Annotated in this window: 20 protein-coding genes; 9 read left to right on the forward strand and 11 right to left on the reverse strand. The window is 71.2% G+C overall.

All coding sequences use genetic code 11. The features are described from left to right. Window positions 1–34: 34 nt before the first annotated feature. Window positions 35–946, reverse strand: a complete 912-nt coding sequence (locus SKED_RS09580; protein WP_143755706.1) for an AraC family transcriptional regulator — start codon at window positions 944–946, stop codon at window positions 35–37. 229 nt (window positions 947–1,175) lie between these two features. On the opposite strand from SKED_RS09580, the gene SKED_RS09585 reads away from it, so the two are divergent. Continuing rightward, the gene (locus SKED_RS09585; RefSeq protein WP_012866948.1) at window positions 1,176–1,574 is read left to right on the forward strand and encodes a hypothetical protein; all 399 of its coding nucleotides are present in this window, start codon (window positions 1,176–1,178) and stop codon (window positions 1,572–1,574) included. Between the two features lie 101 nt (window positions 1,575–1,675). Here the strand turns inward: SKED_RS09585 and SKED_RS09590 are convergent, their stop codons facing one another. From SKED_RS09590 to SKED_RS09620, 7 genes are all read right to left on the reverse strand, one after another. After that, window positions 1,676–2,473: an NAD(P)H-dependent oxidoreductase gene (locus tag SKED_RS09590; protein ID WP_012866949.1), complete on the reverse strand. Its 798-nt coding sequence runs from the start codon at window positions 2,471–2,473 to the stop codon at window positions 1,676–1,678. A 138-nt stretch (window positions 2,474–2,611) separates the two neighbouring features. Further along, window positions 2,612–3,229, reverse strand: coding sequence for a TetR/AcrR family transcriptional regulator (locus SKED_RS09595; protein WP_012866950.1), 618 nt, complete (start codon window positions 3,227–3,229; stop codon window positions 2,612–2,614). 117 nt (window positions 3,230–3,346) lie between these two features. Then, window positions 3,347–4,630, reverse strand: a complete 1,284-nt coding sequence (locus SKED_RS09600) for a hypothetical protein (RefSeq protein WP_012866951.1) — start codon at window positions 4,628–4,630, stop codon at window positions 3,347–3,349. Window positions 4,631–4,948: 318 nt separating this feature from the next. Beyond that, window positions 4,949–6,154 carry a lysophospholipid acyltransferase family protein gene (locus SKED_RS09605; protein ID WP_012866952.1) on the reverse strand — a complete coding sequence of 402 codons (1,206 nt, stop codon included), beginning with the start codon at window positions 6,152–6,154 and terminating at the stop codon, window positions 4,949–4,951. After that, on the reverse strand, window positions 6,151–7,074 hold the full coding sequence (locus SKED_RS09610; protein ID WP_012866953.1) for a phosphatidate cytidylyltransferase: 924 nt from the start codon (window positions 7,072–7,074) through the stop codon (window positions 6,151–6,153). Before SKED_RS09610 ends, SKED_RS09605 begins: the two co-directional genes overlap by 4 nt. Further along, complete coding sequence (locus SKED_RS09615) at window positions 7,071–7,700, reverse strand: CDP-alcohol phosphatidyltransferase family protein (RefSeq protein WP_012866954.1); 630 nt, start codon at window positions 7,698–7,700, stop codon at window positions 7,071–7,073. Before SKED_RS09615 ends, SKED_RS09610 begins: the two co-directional genes overlap by 4 nt. Window positions 7,701–7,825: 125 nt before the next feature. Then, window positions 7,826–8,887: an ankyrin repeat domain-containing protein gene (locus tag SKED_RS09620; RefSeq protein ID WP_012866955.1), complete on the reverse strand. Its 1,062-nt coding sequence runs from the start codon at window positions 8,885–8,887 to the stop codon at window positions 7,826–7,828. A 106-nt stretch (window positions 8,888–8,993) separates the two neighbouring features. On the opposite strand from SKED_RS09620, the gene SKED_RS09625 reads away from it, so the two are divergent. Continuing rightward, complete coding sequence (locus SKED_RS09625) at window positions 8,994–11,585, forward strand: excinuclease ABC subunit UvrA (protein WP_012866956.1); 2,592 nt, start codon at window positions 8,994–8,996, stop codon at window positions 11,583–11,585. A gap of 7 nt (window positions 11,586–11,592) precedes the next feature. Here SKED_RS09625 and SKED_RS09630 read toward each other — a convergent pair whose 3' ends face one another. Then, window positions 11,593–12,459 carry a helix-turn-helix transcriptional regulator gene (locus SKED_RS09630; protein ID WP_012866957.1) on the reverse strand — a complete coding sequence of 289 codons (867 nt, stop codon included), beginning with the start codon at window positions 12,457–12,459 and terminating at the stop codon, window positions 11,593–11,595. Window positions 12,460–12,561: 102 nt separating this feature from the next. Here SKED_RS09630 and SKED_RS09635 point away from each other — a divergent pair, with 102 nt between their 5' ends. Continuing rightward, window positions 12,562–13,347 (forward strand): SDR family NAD(P)-dependent oxidoreductase, encoded by a 786-nt coding sequence (locus SKED_RS09635; RefSeq protein ID WP_012866958.1) that lies wholly within the window; start codon window positions 12,562–12,564, stop codon window positions 13,345–13,347. 75 nt (window positions 13,348–13,422) lie between these two features. Here SKED_RS09635 and SKED_RS09640 read toward each other — a convergent pair whose 3' ends face one another. After that, the gene (locus tag SKED_RS09640; protein ID WP_012866959.1) at window positions 13,423–14,190 is read right to left on the reverse strand and encodes an alpha/beta hydrolase; all 768 of its coding nucleotides are present in this window, start codon (window positions 14,188–14,190) and stop codon (window positions 13,423–13,425) included. 241 nt (window positions 14,191–14,431) lie between these two features. Between SKED_RS09640 and SKED_RS18995 the strand changes: the two genes are divergently transcribed. From SKED_RS18995 to SKED_RS09655, 4 genes are all read left to right on the forward strand, one after another. Further along, window positions 14,432–15,136, forward strand: coding sequence for a GNAT family N-acetyltransferase (locus SKED_RS18995; RefSeq protein ID WP_012866960.1), 705 nt, complete (start codon window positions 14,432–14,434; stop codon window positions 15,134–15,136). Window positions 15,137–15,201: 65 nt separating this feature from the next. Next, window positions 15,202–16,014 carry a hypothetical protein gene (locus tag SKED_RS09650; RefSeq protein WP_012866961.1) on the forward strand — a complete coding sequence of 271 codons (813 nt, stop codon included), beginning with the start codon at window positions 15,202–15,204 and terminating at the stop codon, window positions 16,012–16,014. A 72-nt stretch (window positions 16,015–16,086) separates the two neighbouring features. After that, window positions 16,087–16,329, forward strand: a complete 243-nt coding sequence (locus tag SKED_RS19495; protein ID WP_081448078.1) for an RNA polymerase subunit sigma-70 — start codon at window positions 16,087–16,089, stop codon at window positions 16,327–16,329. Window positions 16,330–16,348: 19 nt separating this feature from the next. Further along, window positions 16,349–16,921, forward strand: a complete 573-nt coding sequence (locus tag SKED_RS09655) for a Clp protease N-terminal domain-containing protein (protein WP_012866962.1) — start codon at window positions 16,349–16,351, stop codon at window positions 16,919–16,921. Window positions 16,922–16,923: 2 nt separating this feature from the next. Here SKED_RS09655 and SKED_RS09660 read toward each other — a convergent pair whose 3' ends face one another. Next, window positions 16,924–17,781: an RCC1 domain-containing protein gene (locus tag SKED_RS09660; RefSeq protein ID WP_012866963.1), complete on the reverse strand. Its 858-nt coding sequence runs from the start codon at window positions 17,779–17,781 to the stop codon at window positions 16,924–16,926. Window positions 17,782–17,834: 53 nt separating this feature from the next. Here SKED_RS09660 and SKED_RS09665 point away from each other — a divergent pair, with 53 nt between their 5' ends. Together SKED_RS09665 and SKED_RS09670 are read left to right on the forward strand one after the other, a co-directional pair. Then, a complete protein-coding gene (locus SKED_RS09665; protein ID WP_012866964.1) occupies window positions 17,835–18,437 on the forward strand; it encodes a class I SAM-dependent methyltransferase in 603 nt (200 codons plus the stop codon). A gap of 44 nt (window positions 18,438–18,481) precedes the next feature. Then, on the forward strand, window positions 18,482–19,069 hold the full coding sequence (locus tag SKED_RS09670; protein ID WP_012866965.1) for a GNAT family N-acetyltransferase: 588 nt from the start codon (window positions 18,482–18,484) through the stop codon (window positions 19,067–19,069). The last annotated feature ends 23 nt before the right edge of the window (window positions 19,070–19,092 follow it).

Below are 19,092 nucleotides of genomic sequence, written 5' to 3' on the forward strand. Positions count from 1 at the left end.
GCGAGCGCGGCCAGCAAGGTTTGGCTTGCCTAACCTAACTCGGTACCCGTGTCGCTCGGGGGACGACTTCCTTCTGTTTCTGCACGTCGTGAGCCTCAGGACCGCGCACGTGGTGAGCCCCAGGTCCGGGCTCGTCCACCACCGGTGCCGGGCGGCCCACGTACGCGGTCGGCGTCTGCCCCGTGAGCTCGCGGAAGTGCGCGAGGAACGCGCTGGGGCTGCGGTACCCGACCTGCCGCGACACCGCGAGCACAGGCGCCCCGAGCGCCAGCTCGCGGATGGCCCACTGCATCCGGGCGAGGATCCGCCACCTCGTGAAGGTGACACCGGTCTCGGCGTGGAACTGCCGCGCGAGGGTACGCGGGTGCAGGCCGCAGCGGCTGGCCCACTCCTCCGTGGTCCGCCGGTCCCCCGGGTCGGCGAGGATCGACTCCGCGACCCACCGCAGGTGGCCGGTCCGCGGCAGCAGCAGGTCGAAGGACTCGTGGGGCACGGGGACCAGCAGGTCGAGCACCACGCGGTGGAGCCGGCGCCGTGCGGCGTCGTCGAGGTCACGTAGGTGGTTGTGCATCAGCAGGACGCGCACCGCGTCGGTCATCGCGACGCCCGTGACGACGTCCGGCACGTCCACGAGCCGTGTGGCGGCCACGTCGAAGAACGTCGCACGGACCAACGAGCCGGCTGCCGCGCCCGCGGCGTTCCGGACACCCGCAGGGACCCACACCGCCAGGCTCGGCGGGATCGTCCAGCGGCGACCGTCGGCCTCGAGGCTCGCCGACCCCGACGCGCACCACAGCAGCTCGCTCTCCGCGTGCTCGTGCGCCGGCCACGTGACCTCGCCGTCGACGACGTACTCCTCGGTGGTGAGGATGTACCCCTCGGCGATCCGCCTCGGAGACTGCACGGGTGCGGTCCCGGCGCTGGTTGCGGGGTCGGTCGGTCGCACGTGCTCAGGGTAGGTCACCGGCCGTGACGCCTGTCGGCCGGTCTTGCTATCGTGGCTGGCGGCACCTCGTGTGCCCTCACGCAGTCGATGACGAAGTGCTCGTCTGACACGTCCGCAGAGAGGACTGGCCCCGGCCAGGACACGTCCGCGGTGGAGATTGCGCAGCCGACCCGACCGGGGAGGCTGTCGTCACCATGCCGCGGTGCGGCGCGAGAGAAGGGCGGACCCCATGTCCACGACCAAGTCCAGCACGGAACCGACGACTGCCAAGGCGTCGAAGCCGGACAAGGCGACGCAGGACCTCCAGGACGTCGTCGACAAGATCGCCGGGTGGCCCGAGCCCTACGCCACCATCGGAGCACGTCTGCACGAGACGATCCTCAGTGCCGGCCCGAAGCTCAAGCCGCGCATCTGGTACGGCATGCCCGGGTACGCGACCAGCCGGACCGCGCCGGTCGTCGTGTTCTTCCGGCTCGACGACGGCAACATGTCGCTCGGCCTCTCGGAGAAGGCCACCGTGGCCCGTGAGCCCGGCACCACGCTGCACCCCTCGGCCTGGTTCCTCACCGAGATCGACGACCCGACGCTCGCCAAGGTCAGCGAGCTCGTCCGCACCGCCTTCTCCTGACCGGAGCCCACCCACTCTCATGCTCGGGGCGCGATCCCGTGGTGCTCCGCGGAGGGGTGCGGCGGCGCGCCTCGGGCATGAGGGAGGGCGGGTCCGGGCGGTCAGCCGGGCTGGACCCGGTGGATGCCGAGGTCGGTGCGGCCGGGGGCGAGGTCGTCGCGGAGGGCGCGGGTGCCCTGGTAGTCGCCGTCGCGCAGACGGCGGTACGGGTGGACGTTCTCGGTACTCAGGCCAGCGATCCTGCTGCGGAGGCGCTCGGTCTCGCGGTCGACGGCTGACGCGTCGAGGGTGTCGGCGTCGGTGACCACGTGCAGGTCGAGGGTCTCGATCCCGGTGTACCAGAGCGTGCCGTGGGTCAGCGGGAACAGCAGGGCGTCGATGTCGCCGCTGATGCCGCGCGGGCCGATGGTGCGCTCGTCCTCCCCCGCCGTGACGACGACGAGGGCCTTCCGTCCGGTGAGGCCGCCGTCGCCGTAGCGGCGCGGGACACCGAGCTCGGGGTCCATGTCGCCGTAGGCGAATCCCGCGGTGAGGACGCGGTCGAGCCAGCCCTTGAGGATGGCCGGCGGGCCGTACCACCAGAGCGGGAACTGAATGACGAGCAGCTCGGCGGCGGCGAGCTTGGCCTGCTCGGCGCGGACGTCGTCGGGGAGACGGCCCGCAGAGAAAGCCTCGCCGACCTGCTCGGCGATGTTTCCCGGGGTGTCGGCGAGGTCGCCGAGGTCACGCGTGCTCAGCACCGGGTCGAAACCCTGGGCGTACAGGTCAGAGGTGGCGACGTCGCGCGTCGCGGAGAGGGCCTCGGTGCCGGCCTGGAACAGGAGGTCGTTGAAGGAACCTCGGCGGGGGTGGGCGTAGACCCAGAGGGCGCTGCCAGGGGTGGGCGGGTTCTCGATCATGGGGGGCTCCTAGGGCTGGTCATCGGGGTGGGGGCTGGAGAGGTGGCGTCGCAGTCGGGCGCGGCGAAGCTGCCCGAGCGGCGGTGCGGCTGGGCTTGTGGGGTGGTGGGGGCTGAAGCGAGGGGCTGAGCGCCGGGGTCAGGCGGTCGCGTCGGAGGGGGTTGGCATTTCTCCGGATGCCAGCGCGGTGACCACCTTGGTCAGCGCAGCTCGAGCACGGTCGGCGCCGATGCGGCCGGTGATGGCTGCGCGGCCGAGGGCATCGCCGGCTCCGACGATCCCGACGAGGCCCGCGGCGTCGAGCGCGCTCGAGTGCGGTGTGAGGGCGTCGCGACACATGGCGAGGTACTCGTCCTGCGCCTCCTGGCGGAGCGCGTCGAGGGTGGGCGAGCCGGCGAGCGCGGACACGACGTCGGCGAGCTCGCGGCCCTCGGCGATACAGCAGTCGACGTAGGCGCTGGCGACGATCGCGGCCACGTCAGGCAGGGCCGGTCCAGCACCGTCGAGGGCTGCGGCAAGGGTGTTGCGCTGGCGGGCCTCGAAGGCGCGGTAGAGCTCGGCGAGGACGCCGGACCTGTCGCCGAAGTGGTCGTAGACCAACGGCTTCGTGACGCCCGCGCGGTCGGCGAGGCGGGCGAGGGTGAGCTCGTCGGTGCCGTCGTCGCGGATGAGGTCCCGGGCGACGTCGAGGAGCTGGGCGTGGCGGGCGTCTCGAGAGAGGCGTGTGCGTGGGGGTGGGAGGGAGTCGGCAGTCACGGTGTCCTCCGGCGGTCGATGTGGTGGGGCGGCGACGCCCCTTCTACTTACCTACCGTAACTTACGAATGGTAAGAAGCGCTAGCCCGTGCTCCACCCCGCGCGCCGCCGATGAGGACTACTCGTCGTAGCCAGGATCCTCAGATGTCTTCTCGACCGCCTGCTCACCCTGGTCGCCTCCGCGAAGACGCGCCAGGCGCCGCGCTGCGCCACCGGCCGCTCTGCCTGTCATCGACCTGGTCCGGCCGACCGTGTCGTTGCCGAGCTTTGCCGCGACGGCGACCCCGACCATCCCCGTCTCCATCGTCCTGTCCCGGACGTCACCGACCGCGTCTCGCCAGCGGCGCGCTTCGAGAGCGCCGCGCTCCCCGTCGACGCCGAGACGGAGCTGGAAGTCGAGGACGTCACGGGTCACGTGGTTCCCTACCTGGACGACGGTCCGAGCTGCCACCGGGTGCAGCAGCACCTTCGTGTTGGCGGACTGGGACGCAGCGTCGACACGCTCCAGCAGGCTCTGGGTGCTCCGGACGATGAGCTGGACCCGGTCGCGACGGGCCGCCAGTACGCCAGACCGGTGCGTCTCCAGATCTTCGGGCGAGGAGTCCAGCACGCGGTCGAGCTCCAGCACCGCGATGCCGTCCTGCAGCGCACAGCACCGCGCGAGGACCGCGAGCCAGTCCAGCACCTTTGCGCGCGACGTGGCTGAGAGACTCGCGATCTCACCGACCTGGACCTGCTTCTCGAGTTTCTCCGAGATGCCCTTGATCTCACCGAGCGCGTAGGCCTGGGTCCTGGCGATCGAGAAGGACGTGGACTGCACCTTCGACCAGGTCACGTCAGAGACCCGGCCCGTGTGCTCACGCAACGTCATGGCCTCCGCGAGGATCAGGTCGACGCCGATCATGTCGGCCAGGACGGCGTTCTCCTGAGCCCGCAGCACGTCGTCGACCTTCGCGTCGATCACAGCCAGGTAGTCGTTGATCTCGTCCATCGCCTGCTGCATTGCCACCTGCGCCATGATGCCGGACACGCCGGCGAGCATCGCGGGATTGGTGAGGATCGACGCAGGGGTCTGGACGATCTCCAGGATGCCCTTGATCTTGCCGCCGTTCTCGGTGAGGACAGCCCTGCTGACTCCTGTGCTCGATCCCTTCATGAGGGTGGACTGCTTCAGTGCAGCGGCGGACTTCTCCGTGAGCTTCACCCACCGTCCAGAGCTGGCTGCGATACCGGAGCCCGCCTGAGCGATGCCGGCCGCTGCGCTCATCGACGCCCCGAGACGTCGTGTCGGGAGCTCCTTCGACTCCAGACCCACCGAGCTGAGGTACTGCTCGACGACCGCGGGGTCGCCCAAGATCGCGACACCCTCACCATCGTTGATGATCTCGATCTCGTCGCTCATCGCTGTCTCCACACGCCACGGAACACCACTGGGTCACGTGGAATGTAGCGGACCTGTCCCGAGCGACAGGGCGAGACGCGCAGCCACGCTGGATCGCACCGGGTGAATCACGGGCCTGCGCTCGAGAGCACCTCGACCCGACGCGCACCTGCAACCCGCGGAGCCTCCGTCAGCACAGGCGGTCGGTGGACCGGGAGGGCCCTGGTGTGACCGTCCGCGGGTGCTCATCCGTCGCTCCTCGCGCGGGACGACCTGCACCACATCAGCCCCAGACGGAGATCGGCTCCTCCGGGGTATTCGTCGGGCCTGCCTGCAGAACTACCGCCACCGCCGGATCACGAGCGACAATCCAGCCGCGTACCCGGCACCTGACGTCCCGAGGTACGTCCGGTACGCACGCCTGAGCATCGGCTGCGCCTTGTACGACACCCCGGCAACCACGGCCCCCAGCGCCAGCGCCCGGGCGCCCCGCGCGCCGAGCGCGTGCGCGGCGAGCGGTGCGAGGGGGATGCGTCGGCGTCCGGCCTCGGCGGCGTAGACCTTTACCGGGACGCCGTTGAGCGCCTGTCGCCAGATGCCTTGCGCGCCAGCAGCCATGTGGTCCGCGGCCGCGGTGCGCATGCCGGCGGTGGTCAGCGGCGCCGGCGGGGTGCGGTCGTGCCGCGCGCAGACGGCGGTGAAGACGACCCCTGCCACGGACCCGACCGCGAGCCAGCCGGCTGCGGGGAGGACCTTGCGGGGGTGGGCGGCGGCGAACACCGACAGGAACATCTCCGCGGTGACGGGCCAGCTGATGGCCTCGGCGAAGCCCCAGGCCGCGGCGGCACCCATGCCGGCCTTCGACTCCATGAGGCGGTGCAGGGCGGTCCACGCGGGGTCGTCGGGCGCGGTGGGCTCGCCGCGGGACAGCAGGTCGGTGATCTGGTCGACCACCGGGCTCATGTCCCCGTCGACGAGGTCTTCGGGCTGGATCGGCTCGCCGAGCCGCACCTCGATGGGTCCCGGAGTGAACCTCCCGCCCTTGGGGAGCAGGTCACGGGTGCCGACGAGCGCGACGGGGAGCAGCGGTACGTCGAACTCCTTCGCGATCCGCAGCGCACCGGAGCGGAAGTCGCCGAGCTGCCCGTCGAGGCTGCGGGTGCCCTCGGGGAAGATGAGCAGGCTCGAGCCCTTGCCGAGCACCTGCTGCGCGCTCTCGACGAGGTCGTCGTACGCGCCACCGGACCGGCGGACCGGGACGGCACCGATGGCGATGCGCAGCAGCGCGCGGTGCCACACGTCGGAGAACCAGTAGTCGTCCGCGGCGACGACCACCGGCTTGTACGGCGACGGGAACGCGGCGAGCAGCGCCGGGGTGTCGGCGTGGGAGGAGTGGTTGGCGACGATGACCATCGCCTCGTAGGGCGCGCTCCCCCGCACCCGGTACCCACCGACCACGGTGAACAGCTGGCGCCACATCCCCCGACGCAGGGCCCCGGCGACGTTCGGTCCGCGCGGGATGCCTACGCGCCGACGCGCGGTCATGCGAGCACCGCCGCGAGCGGCAGGACGAGCAGCAACGAGTCGACGCGGTCGAGGATCCCGCCGAAGCCGGGGAGCCAGGTACCCGCGTCCTTGACCCCTGCGTGACGTTTCACCATGGACTCCAAGAGGTCTCCTCCAACGCTTCCGACGACGACAGCAACGACGAGCCCGACCGACAGCGAGCCGAGGAGGGCGAGGACAAGAACAGTACCGACCAGCGCACCGACGACCCCGCCGACGGTCTTGCTCGGGCTGAGCGGCGACAGCGGGCGTCGCGCCCAGCCGAGGCGGCGCAGCCCGTTGCCGCCGCACCAGGCGGCGACGTCGGCGGCCGCGGCCGCGAAGCAGATGAGGTACGCGTCGCCCCACACCAGCACGAGGTTCGACAGCGACCAGCAGATCCAGATGGACCCGAAGGCTGTCATGGCGCCGCGTCGGACCCCGTCGGTCGTGTCGGCGCTGAGCAGCGCCGGGGCGGCGCAGAGCAGGGCGATGAGCGGGACCAGGGCGAGCAGGCTCGGGTCGAGCCACGCGGCCACCGGGTACCCGACGGCCAGCGCGAAGAGGATCCACGTCTCGGGCTTCGGGAGCGCCGCGAGCCGGGAGAACTCGCGCACCGCCTGGATGCCGATCGCGGCGGCGAGAGCGGCGGTGGTCCCGGCCCCGAACCAGATGGGCACGCCGATGATCGGCAGGATGCACGCCCACGTCGTCCAGCGGCGCCGCAGCTCGGCCTTCCCCGAGAGGAACACCGGCACGGCGGCGACACCGATGATCACCACCGAGACGAGCAGCAGGAACACCGCGCGCCCCTCGAGGAAGACGTGCCACGGGCCGAGGTGCACGTCGATGGTGAACGCAGCCCGGTCGAGGCCGAACCACGCGGCGACGGGGTCGGCGCCTGCCCCGAAGGGGTTCACGGGGTGCCGGCCGAGGTGCTCGCGGGTCCGGCAGGCGCGGTCGAGAGGACGCGGTGGATGCTGCGGAGCCGGAGAGCCGTGGTCACCAGCGAGCCGACGACGATCACGACGCTGATCACCGGGATCCACGCGGGGACAACGGTCGCGACGACGACGGCAGCGCACCGTTCGGTCTTGCCGAAGGGGCCACCGTTGAGCCGCTGGGCACCGGCGCCAGCGCCCGAGAGGGAGGCGAAGGTCGGGAGGGTCGCGCACACCGCGGCCACCAGCACCCACCCGGTCCCCCAGTCGAGCGAGTCGGTCCGCGCCGCGAGGACCGCCAGCCCGGCGAACATCGCGAGGTCCCCTGCGCGGTCGCCGAGCTCGTTGAGGACGAAGCCCCACGGGCGGCTCACCCCCTGGGCGCGGGCGACCGCGCCGTCGAGGTTCGCCCCGGCCAGGCGTCCGGCCAGCAGCACCAGGGCGATGATCCAGCTGCCGAAGGCGATCGCAACACCAGCACCGAGCGCGCTCACGACGCCGACGGCGGTGAACACGTCGGGCGAGACGTCCCGGGCGACCGCGAACCGCAGGACGGACGCCAGACGGTTCGTGTACCAGGGTTTGAGTGCATAGAGTCCGCGCATCCGGTCAACGTAGCGCGGAACACGCTCTGACCTGGATGGGGAGAACTATCGGGGGACGGCCGACGCCTGCGCAGCGAGGGCCCCAGGCGCGGCTGGGAACGGCGTCGAGACCAGGCGCTGACCGGTCAGCGCCTGTAGGGAACAGCCGGGCACGGGATCGGCGTGGGGTTCTGCGCGACCCACACCACGGCGAGCTCGTCGAGCCGGTCGAGGACCTCGTCCGGCGCGCTCCCGCGCTCGAACTGGTGCGTGAGGGCGCGCAGCTCGTCGAGGTGCTCTGCGCCGAGCGGGACGCCCGAGCTGCAGAGCTCGACCAGGACGTCGAGCATCCGGCGGAAGTCGCGGTCCCAGTTGGCACCACCGTTGCGGAACACCTCGTCGTGGACGCGACCGGTGATCCGGATCGCCTCGCCCTGCGCGGTCTGCGCCGCGCCCTTGGAGGGGACGAGCAGCTCCCAGAACGCCGCGTGCTGCGCCTGCCAGGTGCCGGCGGGCACGTGGATGGGAGCGACACCGTCGTGCACGACGCGTTCCGGTGCGGGCTCCGCGCCGAACAGGCGGTACAGCTCCCGCAGGCCGGCATCGGTCTCGGGCAGGAAGTCGGCGTTGAAGCCTGCGCGGTGGAACTCGAAACGTTCGCCGATGCGCTCGACCAGGGAGCGCATCGAGTCGTCGACCTCGGCGCCCGCCTCGAGGAGCAGCCTCGCGACGTCGGCCATCGCGGCGATCGACGCGTTGGTCGTGCTGACCAGGCCGCGCTTGAGGGGCGTGTCGCCGCGGTCGGTCGTCGCGCGGACGTCCGCGCCCGCACGGAGGAGCGCCTCGACCGTGGCGTCGCGCTGGTTCTCGGCCGCTGCGTGCAGCGGCGTCACCCCGCCCCGGGTCGTGTGGTCACGGTCCGCCCCGAGGCTCAGCAGCAGCGGGATCTGCTCGGGCCGGCCCCTCGCTGCCCGGGTCCAGAGCGGCGTCGCGCCGTAGGTGTCGACCGCGTCGACGTCGGCGCCCTGGTCGACGAGCCAGCGGACCAGCCCGTCGGGGCAGTCCACGAACCCGAGAGCCGTGCTCTTGGTGTGACCGCCGGTGGCGTCGACCGCGCAGCGGTCGAAGACCGCCACGAGCTCGTCCAGCGACGACGAGCGCAGCAGGTCGGCGAAGTCCTTGGGCAGAGTCGTGCGTAGGCGAGCCATAGGAGCATCGTGCCAGGCGGTGGTCGCTGCGTCCGCTCGGAGTGACCTTCGACCCGAACCGCGCACCCAGGTCGCAGCCACCCGAGGCCCGGCCTAGGGTCGCACGATGCTCAACAACACCCCCACCACCCCCGACGCCTTCGTCCGTGTCCGCGGCGCGAACGAGAACAACCTGCGGGACGTGGACGTCGACGTGCCCCGCGACGCCATCGTCGCGTTCACCGGGGTGTCGGGGTCGGGGAAGTCGTCGTTGGCCTTCGGGACCATCTTCACGGAGGCACAGCGCCGGTACCTCGAGTCGGTCGCGCCGTACGCACGACGGCTCATCCAGCAGGGGCACGACCCGCACGTCGAGTCCATCACCGGCCTGCCGCCCGCGGTCGCGCTGCAGCAGCGACGCGGTGCGCCGAGCTCACGCTCGAGCGTCGGGACGGTGACCACCCTGTCGAACTCGCTGCGGATGCTGTTCTCCCGCGCGGGCACCTTCCCCGAGGGCTACGCGACGCGCCTCGACTCGGACGCCTTCTCCCCCAACACCGTCGCCGGCGCCTGCCCCGAGTGCCACGGCGTCGGTGTGGCACGGACCGTCACTGAGGACACGCTGGTCGCCGACCCGTCGCTGAGCATCCGCGACGGCGCCATCACCGCGTGGCCGGGAGCGTGGCAGGGCAAGAACCTGCGCGACATCGTCATCGCGCTCGGGTACGACGTCGACCGACCGTGGCGCGACCTGCCCCGGGAGGACCGCGACTGGTTGCTGTTCACCGACGAGCAGCCCGTCGTACAGATCACCCCGCAGCGCGACCGCGTGGCCAAGCCGTACAACGGGCGGTTCTGGAGCGCGCAGAAGTACGTCCTCCACATCCTCGCGGACTCCTCCAGCCAGACGATGCGCGCTAAGGTGCTGCAGTTCGTCAGGTCCGGGCCGTGCCCGGTGTGCGGCGGGACGGGGCTGCGACAGGAGGCGCTGGCGGTGACCTTCGCGGGGCGGACCATCGCCGAGATGAACGCGCTGCCGCTCACCGAGCTCGCGGAGGTCATCCGGCCGACGACGCAGCTGACGGACGCCGCGCCGGCACTGCCGACGAACCGGTCCGGTGAGCACACGGACGTCGCCGTCGCGATCACCACCGACCTGCTGGCGCGCATCGGTGTCCTCACCGACCTCGGTCTCGGGTACCTCGGGCTGGGACGCGTGACGACGACGCTCTCCCCCGGCGAGATGCAACGGCTGAGGCTCGCGACGCAGCTGCGGTCAGGGCTGTTCGGGGTCGTGTACGTCCTCGACGAGCCGTCTGCTGGGCTGCACCCCGCGGACGCGGAGCCGCTGATGGAGGTGCTCGAGCAGCTCAAGGAGTCCGGGAACTCGGTGTTCATCGTCGAGCACAACATGGACCTGGTCCGGAAGGCCGACTGGGTGGTCGACGTCGGTCCTGCGGCGGGGACCGGCGGTGGCGAGGTGCTGTACAGCGGCGCTGTGGCTGGGCTGGCCGATGTCGAGCAGTCGGTGACGCGGCCGTTCCTGTTCCCTGAGCAGGGTGATGGCGCGGTGGAGCGCCCGGTCCGTGAGCCGAAGGGCTGGTTGACGGTCGAGGGCGTGACGGTGCACAACCTCGACGGGCTCGACGCGAGCGTCCCGCTCGGGATGCTGGTCGCGGTGACCGGGGTGTCGGGGTCGGGGAAGTCGACGCTCGTGAGCCGGGTACTGCGCGATGTCGTGCGTGACCACCTCAACGGGGACGGGCTGCCAGGCGGGTCGGTGGCGGTAGACGAGGACGTCGACGGTGCCGAAGGGACGGCCGAGGAGTCGGAGGAGGCCGGCCTGTCCGAGGCGGTGCTCCCGGACGCGCGTGCCGACGTGCTTACCGTCCGCGACGCCCAGGGGCTGGAGCACGTCGACCGTCTGGTGCAGGTCGACCAGAAGCCGATCGGCCGCACGCCCCGGTCCAACCTTGCGACGTACACCGGCCTGTTCGACGCGGTGCGCTCGGCCTTCGCGGCGACCGACCTCGCCCGCGAGCGCGGGTACACCGCCGGCCGGTTCTCGTTCAACGTGGCCGGTGGCCGCTGCGAGACGTGCCTGGGCGAAGGCTTCGTGTCCGTCGAGCTGCTGTTCCTCCCCGGGAGCTATGGCAAGTGCCCCGAGTGCCACGGTGCGCGGTACAACGACGAGACGCTCGAGGTGACGTACGACGGGCGCAGCATCGCGGACGTCCTCGCGCTGACTGTCGAGGACGCTGCCGAGGCGCTGAGCGGGATCCCCGCTGCGGCGCGCAGCCTGCGGACGCTGCTCGACGTGGGTCTCGGTTACCTGCGTCTCGGGCAGCCGGCGACCGAGCTGTCAGGTGGGGAGGCACAGCGCATCAAGCTCGCCACCGAACTGCAGCGGGTGCGTCGTGGGCACACGCTGTACCTGCTCGACGAGCCGACCACGGGGCTGCACCCGGCGGACGTGCGGCTGCTGCTGGGGCAGCTCGAGTCGCTGGTCGACTCCGGGGACAGCGTCGTCATCGTCGAGCACGACATGGACGTGGTGGCGTCGGCGGACTGGGTCGTGGACCTCGGACCGTCGGGCGGGGACGCGGGTGGACGGGTCGTGGCATCGGGGACGCCGGTTGATGTCGCCGCCGAGGCGGGCAGCCGGACGGCGCCGTACCTCGCGACGGCGCTGGGCGAGAGGGGTCCGACGTCGAGGTGAGCCTCGGTCAGCTCCGCCCGTCGGCCCCGCTGCGCACCTGCGCGTCCGCAGTCCAGCTGGCCAGAACCGGCAGGACCCGTGCCGTGGGCGAGTCGGGTTCGACGGTGTAGACGACCAGGCGCTGCTCCGGGTCGTGCGGTCCGACGACCGACTCGATGCCGAAGACGAGCGGCCCGGCGGTGGGGTGGGCGACGTGCTTGGTCACCGAGGTGCGGAAGGTCACGCGCTGGTCGTCCCACCACCGCGCCACGTCCGGGTCGCCCGAGCGCAGCTCCTCCACCAGGTCGGCGAGCTGGCGGTCGTCGGGGTGCCGTCCGACCTCGTAGCGCAGCGAACCCACGGCAGGGGCGGCGAAGTCGGCCCAGTTGACGATCCTCGTCCGCGCGTCCGGGTCCAGGAACAGCCACCGCACGAACGACGTCCCCGGCTCCATCGCGGTGCCGAGCACGCTGCTGAGCAACGTGTTGCTCGCGAGTACCTCTGAGCGGCGCCCCAGGAGCAGCGCCGGGACGTGGTCGAGCGTCGACATCAGGCGGAGCATCCCCGGGTCGGGGCGCTGCGGGGCTTCTGGCCCGGCCCATCGTCGACGCGACATCGGGGCGGCGAGGTCACGGAGGTGCGCACGCTCGACGTCGTCCAGCTGCAGCGCGTGCGAGAGAGCCCGCACGACCTCGTCGGTGACGTTCTGCTGGCGGCCCTGCTCCAGACGGCTGTAGTGGTCCGGGCTCAGCCCGGCGAGTACCGCGAGCTCCTCCTTGCGGAGGCCCGGCACGCGCCGCGGGCCTGGGAACGCCGTGATGCCTGCCTGCGACGGCGTGAGGCGGTCACGGCGAGAGCGCAGGAAGGCCCCGAGGGCGGCACGGTCAGCAGGCACTCACCTAGCGTAGGAGCGCAGGGCGACGTGGACCTGGTCATGTCGTGACCAGGCTGCACGCACCCTGGTGCGTGTGGTGCGACACCGGGTCCACTGAGACACATGACTACCACCGAGCACACGCGCACCGTCCTCGTCACCGGCTCCACCAGCGGCATCGGCGCCGCGACCGCCCGCACCCTCGCCGCCCAGGGGTGGCGCGTGATCGTCACCGGTCGCGACAGGTCCCGCGGGGACGCCGTCGTCGCGGAGATCGACGACCTCGCCGCGGCGGGTGACGGCGTCGACGTCCCGCACGCCGTCTTCGTCCCCTCCGACCTGGCTGCCGCGCCCGACGTCCTGCGTGAGCTCGCCGCCGCAGTGACTGAGGTGGCTGGCGGGCGGCTCGACGCGATCGTGCACAACGCCGCACTGTGCCCATCCGTCGACACCGTCTCCCTCACCGACGCCGACCTCGAGGCCACCCTCGCGGTGAACGTCCGCGCACCCCACGTCCTCACCGCCGCACTCGCCCCGGCGATGGCCGAGCGCGGCCACGGGGCCATCGTCGTCATCGGGTCGTGGATGGCCCACATCGGGCACCCCATCGTCGGGCTGTACTCAGCGTCCAAGGCCGCCGAGATCCAGCTCGCCCGCAGCTGGGCCGCAGAGTTCGGGCCCCGCGGGGTGCGCGTCAACACGGTCTCCCCCGGTGCGACCCGGACGCCGATCAACGCGACTGATGGGGACGTCATCGCTGCGATGACCGCTCCGACGCCGGCTGGGCGACCTGGGACGCCTGAGGAGGTTGCTGATGCTGTGGCGTGGCTGCTCTCCGACCGGGCTGGGTACATCCACGGAGCGGAGATCGCGGTGGACGGTGGGATTACGGCGGCGCGGACTGCTTAGGGCGGATACACGGTGCTCGGCGAAGCGCACGCGGGTGTGGAAGCGCGGGCATCGACAGGAGTTTCGGTCTCGGTGTCAGACCTTCTCGGCCAGGCGCGATGACAGATGCTCGCACCACGCGGCCTCGTCATCGGTGCGGGTTTCTCCATGGGCTCCTGGTCTGGCCCGCATGATCTTCTCCGGTGACGCGAACAGATCGAACAGCTGGAGCTGTCCGCCGCGAGGAAAGACCTCGTCGTCCCACTGGACGTGGTGCAAGACAGGCGCGGTGATCTCGGCCGCCGAAGTCCGCAAGAGGTCGTCGGCGGCCATCGCCACCATCATGGGATCGTCCGCTGCCAGGCCGAACGTGCCGATCACCGCGGCCTGCAGCCGGGCGCCCAACGCCGCGCAGACCCCGAGCCCGTAGCGCGACCCCATCGACAACCCGAGGTAGCCGACAGCGTCCCCGTCGAGCGACCATTCTTCCGACGCTGCAGCGAGCACGGTCAGCCAGTCCTGGGACATTCGATCGTGCACCGCGGCGGGTCCTTCTGCGACGACCCGTTGTTGGTAGTCGAGCGGACCGTCGCCTGGGACGGCGCGGTCTCCGTGGTAGGGACCGTCGATCGCCAGGCAGGCCACGCCTGAACCGACGACCAACCGGAGGGCGAGTCGATGATGCCGGTCGATGGCTTTGTGCCCGCTGCCGCCGTGGCCGATCAGGACGACCGACGCGTGCCGTCGCCCGGTCGGCAACCACGCGAAGGCGGGGACCTGAAGTCCGTCCCGCTCGACGGAGAACAGCACCTCAGACATGGCACCGTGCGCCTGATCTCGCCGAGAAATCTCCAGCTCGCCCATCTGGCCAGTACAGCACGTCGGCTGAGCGACGTGGTCGAAGTGGCGGGGTGCCCGATATCCAGGTCAGCCGCTCAGGTCGACGGGACGACTTCGACGGTTGTCGTCACTGTGGCGCGCCGTTCTGCGATTACCCGCAAGACTTTCATGTCCAGTGAAGCGTCCCGAGGAGACGTCCCGTTGATCGTTCCTGGGGCGCGCCGCCACCGGCCGTCCGCGGAGCAACCGGAATGTAGGGTGCAGCATGTCGTCGTCCTTGCGTCCCGCCACGCTTCACGTCGTCGAGCGCCTCTGGGAAGAGCGGATGCGCGCACAGGACGGTGCGTTGAGCGCGTCCGAGGTGTCGTTCGTGGAATGGCCGCGCTTCACGGCCGCCGTCATCGTCGACATCGGTGGCTCCGTGCTCGTCGCGGGACCCGCTGAAGCGATCGGTTGCCTGCACGGGCTGCCACGACACGAGCTTGTCGATGCTCGTGCTGCCGAGTCAGCACTGGTCGACCTGCGACCACTGCTCATCGGGCAGGCACTCCTCGGGTACGCCGACGAGTCGACGTTCACTCCGGCGCCCGCAGTGCACGTGGTGCGCCGGGCAGACCGAGGTGCCGTAGAATGGGCGATCGCTCACTGTGAACCTGAAGACCGCGACGAGAGCGGTCTGTCGGAGATGAGCACCTGGTTCGTGGCGGAGGACGAAGGCGTCCCGGTCGCCGCGGCAGGGTACGAGAGCTGGCCACGAAGCGTCGCACACTGCGGTGTCGCTGTCGGCGCGGAGCACCGAGGTCGAGGCCTGGGGCGCGCAGCTGCCTCAGGGGCAGTCGAGCACGCACTTCGTGAGCACACCGTGGCACAGTGGCGATCGCGCGACACCAACGCGGCGTCGACCCGGGTCGGAGAGCGACTGGGATTCGTCCGTATGGGCACTCAGACGGCTTTCGAGCTGCGCACCTGAGCCGACCGATACGTGCCCCGTGCCCGCAGCCCGCGATGCGCAGGCGAGCGCCGTACCGTGGCGACATGACCATCGCGCCCTCGCCGACCCCCGCGACGCTCGCCGCCTTCGGGGTAGCCGGGACGCCGGTGACGCGGCTCGACGGCGGTCGAGGTCTCACCTGGCGTGCCGGCGACGTCGTCCTGCGAGCCCACGACGCTCTCGACGAGGCTCGCTGGAAGTCACACGTGCTGAGCAGGATCGAGCACACCAGCTCGTTCTGCACAGCGCGGCCCGTCGCGTCCGCGACCGGCGGGTGGGTGCACGACGGCTGGGAAGCCTGGACCTGGCTGCCTGGTGCGGCAGCAGAGGACCGGGTCGTCGATGTCATCGCGGCAGGGCGGGCCTTCCACGCAGCAGTCGCCGGGCTGCCCCGTCCAGCGTTCCTGGACGAGTCCGACAGTCCCTGGAGCATTGCTGACCGTATGGCGTGGGAAGAGGTGGCCCACCCTGGCGGGCCGATTCTCTCTCGACTCGCGCGGGAGTTCCGCCCGGTCCTGGGACCAGCGCAGCTCATCCACGGCGACCTCCTCGGGAACGTCCTGTTCTCACCAGCGAGGCCGCCCGCCATCATCGACTGGGCCCCGTACTGGCGACCCGTCGGACTCGGTGACGCCATCGCGGCCGTCGACGCCGTCTGCTGGCACGGCTGGCCCGCCGACCGCGTCTTCGAGCTCGGCCACGACGTGCCTCAGTGGTCTCAGCTGCTCTTGCGGGCCCTGTTCTTCCGCATGGCGGTGCTGCATCTCCTCGACGCGCTCGACGACGACATGGCAGCGCGGCACGAACCGCTGACGCGCGTCCTGCTCGCTGCGCTCGGTGACCAGTCGTCTGACTGAAGCTGACGCTCAGGAAGAACCAGGTTGTCAGCCTAGGTTGACGCCCATCAGGTGTCAGCCTAGGCTGACAGCATGAACTTCTCAGCGATGGAGACCGAAGCCACCTCGGTCGAACCCACCGAAGGCCTCCGGACGGTCGTGGCCCTCCGACGGCTGGCGTCGCGCCTCGAAGATCTGCACGTAGCGCGAGCCCGCGCCGCAGGGATGTCGTGGGCCGACATCGCCGCCTGCTTGGAAGTGACCCGCCAGACAGTCCACAAGAAGCACGGCCGCACCCGCGGCTCTCGACGATGGGACGACGATGCTGATCTATGACGACACTTTCACCGATGTCATGACTGCCATGCAGCACGAGGCCACGGCGCTCGGAGCGCACGTCTACGGCTCCGAGCACGTCCTGCTCGGCCTGCTCGCGACAGGAGGTCTTCTCGCTGACGCGGTCACCGCCGTCACCCCCTCGTTGACCTACGCCGCAGTCCACGACGCCGTAGAGCGCTCGGCTGACGACGCGCCTCTCATCGGGAGCCTCGGCCTCTCGACGGTCGCAGCGCAGGTGGCCGAGGCGCCACGCCCGATCCGGACCCCTCGTAACCGACACACGCCAGAGCTGCAGTCAGCGCTGAACACCGCATCAGCCGGGTGGGGCCAGCTCCGCAAGAACGGCTCCCTTCCCAAGGAGAGCAAGCTGACCAGCACGGTCCTCTGGCTCGCAGCCCTGGAACCCACCGCCCGCGCGTCACGACTCCTGCAGGCACTCGACGTCGACGTCGACCAGGTCCGTGCGGAGGTGCTCGCCGCCGCAGCCACCCCTGGCGCACCGGCGCCGACCTGGCCGACCGAGGTGCGGACCGGGCCGGTCACCCGGCTGGTGCAGCGGATCTTCAGCCGCGCGAGCACGGCAGGCTGACCTCACCAGTCGCCCGTCGTCTTCCAGGCATTCACACGGCACTGCCCGTCGTCGTCGTTCCCTGTCGCGAGGACGGTCCCGTCAGCACGCAGCCCGAGCGTGTGGGTCGACCCCGCGGCGACCTCCACCACGTCCCGCCACTGCTCGACGTCGCACTGACCGCGACTGTTGTCCCCTGCCGCCAGCACCCGTCCCCCGCCGAGGACCGCGACGACGTGGTGGCTCCCTGACGCCACGGCGAGGACGTCACGCCAGGCAGTGGCGTCCTCGATGCCAGCGGAACGATCACCGGTCACGACGACCCGGCCGTCCTGCGTGAGGGCGGCGGTGTGGAGGTACCCCGCAGTGACCGCAGCGATGCCCCGCCAGCCTTCGACGTCGAGCTGTCCCCTGCGGTTGTTCCCGGTCGCCACGACGGTCCCGTCGCGCCGGAGACCGACCGAGTGCCAGTCTCCTGCAGCCACGGCGACGAGGTCGGTCCACCCGTCGAGGTCGCAGGCCCCTTCGGCACGTCGACCGGCAGCGCGGGCTGTCCCGTCGGCGACGACGGCCAGCGTGCGTCGCCAGCCGGCAGCGATGGCGACGATGTCGCGCCACTCGTGGACGTCGCACTGCCCGTCCTTGTCCCACCCGGTCGCCACGACAGTCCCGTCGCGCCGGAGACCGACCGAGTGGGACCGACCGGTGTTGGGTGCGGCCTGCACGTTCCCTGCGGCGACCGCGACGACGTCGCTCCAGCCGGTCGTGCGCAGCTCCTCCGCACCGGGACGCCCGGCGGTCACGACCGACCCGTCCGCGCCGACCCCGAGCGAGTGCCGTCGACCGGCGGCGATGCGGGAGCGAACCGGAGAAGAGGTCATCGGTGCATGCTCCCAGATTGCGGTCCGCTCCCTCGACCGGACACCCTGGACCGATGAGCGAGGAACGACCGGTCCGGTGGAACCACAACATCCACTACCACCGTCGGATCCTCGACGTCGTCCCGGCGGGAGCGCAGACCGCCCTCGACGTCGGCGCCGGTGACGGGCTCCTCGCGTCGGAGCTCCGCGAGAGGGTGCCGCACGTGACCGGCCTCGATCTCGACGCCACAGCGCTCGAGTCAGCACGACGCCGTGACCCGGACGTCACCTGGGTCCAGGGGGACGCCATGACGGTCCCCCTCCCGACGGGCTCCTTCGACGTGGTCGCGTCCATCGCGACGCTCCACCACCTCCCCGGCCTCGACGAGGCGCTCCAGCGTCTCGTCGACCTCACAACCCCCGGTGGCGTCGTCGCCGTCGTGGGTCTGGCGCAGAACTCACGCCCGCTCGACTACGTGTACGAGGTCGTCGGACTCCTCCAGCACCGACGCCTCGCCCGCCGCCACGGCCACTGGGAGCACTCCGCTCCGACCGCGCCGCCGCCTCACACCTATGCAGACGTCCGGCGCAGCGCAGCCCGGGTGCTCCCGGGAGCGCGCTGGCAGCGACTCGCCCTGTGGCGGTACTCGCTCGTCTGGACGAAGCCGACGCACTGACCCTCGTCACGCGCCTGTCTCCTCGCGACGGTGTCTGCGCCCTGATGCTCCAGGCTGTCAGCGACCGCGGCCTCAAGTTCTCCATCGCGCGCAGGTCTGGCATGCTCCGACGCGTGAATCGCATCCGTCTCGTCTCGCGCACCGACGCCGACGCCCTCTCCCAGCTGCTCCAGACCCACCGTGCCTTCCTCGCTCCGTGGGAACCCGTGCGGAGCGAGGACTACGTCACCGCTGCCGGGCAGCTCGCCGATATCGAGGCTGCTCTGGGACGGCACGAGCAAGGCGCCGCGGCACCGTTCGTGATCCTCGACGACGACGGGAGCGTCGCGGGTCGGGTCACGCTGAGCGGGATCGTCCAGGGCCCGTTCCAGTCCTGCAGCATGGGCTACTGGCTCGCGGAGGACCGCACTGGTCGAGGTCTGGCGACGCAGGCCGTGGCCGCCGCCGTCGAGCACGCCTTCACGACCCTGGGGCTCCACCGGGTCGAGGCCGCGACGCTCCTGGCCAACACGGCGTCGCAGGGTGTTCTCGCCCGCAACGGTTTCGAGGAGTTCGGGATGGCGCCCCGCTACCTCAAGATCGCGGGCGAGTGGCAGGACCACCGCATGTTCCAGCGGCTCGCCGAGGACTGAGCGTCGTGGGCTGCGTGCGACGC

Source organism: Sanguibacter keddieii DSM 10542, assembly GCF_000024925.1.
Classification (GTDB): Bacteria; Actinomycetota; Actinomycetes; order Actinomycetales; family Cellulomonadaceae; genus Sanguibacter; species Sanguibacter keddieii.

Excerpts from the sequence above, each read along its gene's own strand:
- SKED_RS09585 (WP_012866948.1), top strand. The coding sequence starts at position 1,176 with ATGTCCACGACCAAGTCCAGCACGGAACCGACGACTGCCAAGGCGTCG.
- SKED_RS09590 (WP_012866949.1), bottom strand. The coding sequence starts at position 2,473 with ATGATCGAGAACCCGCCCACCCCTGGCAGCGCCCTCTGGGTCTACGCC.
- SKED_RS09600 (WP_012866951.1), bottom strand. The coding sequence starts at position 4,630 with ATGAGCGACGAGATCGAGATCATCAACGATGGTGAGGGTGTCGCGATC.
- SKED_RS09605 (WP_012866952.1), bottom strand. The coding sequence starts at position 6,154 with ATGACCGCGCGTCGGCGCGTAGGCATCCCGCGCGGACCGAACGTCGCC.
- SKED_RS09615 (WP_012866954.1), bottom strand. The coding sequence starts at position 7,700 with ATGCGCGGACTCTATGCACTCAAACCCTGGTACACGAACCGTCTGGCG.
- SKED_RS09620 (WP_012866955.1), bottom strand. The coding sequence starts at position 8,887 with ATGGCTCGCCTACGCACGACTCTGCCCAAGGACTTCGCCGACCTGCTG.
- SKED_RS09625 (WP_012866956.1), top strand. The coding sequence starts at position 8,994 with ATGCTCAACAACACCCCCACCACCCCCGACGCCTTCGTCCGTGTCCGC.
- SKED_RS09635 (WP_012866958.1), top strand. The coding sequence starts at position 12,562 with ATGACTACCACCGAGCACACGCGCACCGTCCTCGTCACCGGCTCCACC.
- SKED_RS09640 (WP_012866959.1), bottom strand. The coding sequence starts at position 14,190 with ATGGGCGAGCTGGAGATTTCTCGGCGAGATCAGGCGCACGGTGCCATG.
- SKED_RS18995 (WP_012866960.1), top strand. The coding sequence starts at position 14,432 with ATGTCGTCGTCCTTGCGTCCCGCCACGCTTCACGTCGTCGAGCGCCTC.
- SKED_RS09650 (WP_012866961.1), top strand. The coding sequence starts at position 15,202 with ATGACCATCGCGCCCTCGCCGACCCCCGCGACGCTCGCCGCCTTCGGG.
- SKED_RS19495 (WP_081448078.1), top strand. The coding sequence starts at position 16,087 with ATGAACTTCTCAGCGATGGAGACCGAAGCCACCTCGGTCGAACCCACC.
- SKED_RS09655 (WP_012866962.1), top strand. The coding sequence starts at position 16,349 with ATGACTGCCATGCAGCACGAGGCCACGGCGCTCGGAGCGCACGTCTAC.
- SKED_RS09660 (WP_012866963.1), bottom strand. The coding sequence starts at position 17,781 with ATGACCTCTTCTCCGGTTCGCTCCCGCATCGCCGCCGGTCGACGGCAC.
- SKED_RS09665 (WP_012866964.1), top strand. The coding sequence starts at position 17,835 with ATGAGCGAGGAACGACCGGTCCGGTGGAACCACAACATCCACTACCAC.
- SKED_RS09670 (WP_012866965.1), top strand. The coding sequence starts at position 18,482 with ATGCTCCAGGCTGTCAGCGACCGCGGCCTCAAGTTCTCCATCGCGCGC.